Annotated in this window: 1 protein-coding gene; it reads left to right on the top strand. The window is 35.3% G+C overall.

Annotated features, from left to right (window positions below; all coding sequences use genetic code 11):
• The first annotated feature begins 28 nt into the window (after nucleotides 1-28).
• On the top strand, nucleotides 29-490 hold the full coding sequence (locus ACGHEH_RS21720) for a hypothetical protein (RefSeq protein ID WP_390449870.1): 462 nt from the start codon (nucleotides 29-31) through the stop codon (nucleotides 488-490).
• Nucleotides 491-573: the final 83 nt, after the last annotated feature.

Genomic DNA, 573 nt, shown 5'->3' with positions numbered 1-573 from the left:
GCGTTATATTGCTTTGTAAGGTCAAACGTTGAATACAAAAGAAAGCAGGGAAAGTGGCATCTTATATGCGGTGTTCATTACCGTGTTGTTGTATTTCTTTTTTAAGATTACTTTGATCTTTTCAATAGTGACAGGCAGAAATATCACTTGTTTAAGCTCTATTTGGAGTAACTCTGATACTTTAATAACTCCTTTCTCTGCATTTTTCATACTGGCGATATTTAGCTGCATTTGGTTTTTGTATTGCGGCATACGGTACAAACGAAAAGTAGGTAAATCGGTATATTTGCTATTAGCTGTCGGAACTGTGTTCTATTACTTTTGGTTCAAAGGTTTTTACGGTTTCTGGCAGCTAATGAGCTACGAGCAAAAGGAAATTACATTACAAGAGTTTTTTGAAAAAACAGGTGGTACAGAAAGGTTAAAGCTGTATGGTAGTGGCGATAATAAAAATGTATTGTGTAAATCGCAATATAACAAAGCAAATTAAAAGTGCGGACAAAAAACAGTGGGCTTTGTTCGTTCCTCACAAATTATAGCCCACTATTTTTAGCCGTTTATTTGCGGCGTTAT

The sequence above is a fragment of the Pseudoalteromonas sp. MTN2-4 genome, from assembly GCF_042848605.1.
In the GTDB taxonomy this organism is placed as follows: Bacteria; Pseudomonadota; Gammaproteobacteria; order Enterobacterales; family Alteromonadaceae; genus Pseudoalteromonas.
The sequence above is the reverse complement of the archived record's forward strand: the minus strand, read 5'-3'. Positions and strand labels throughout refer to the sequence as shown.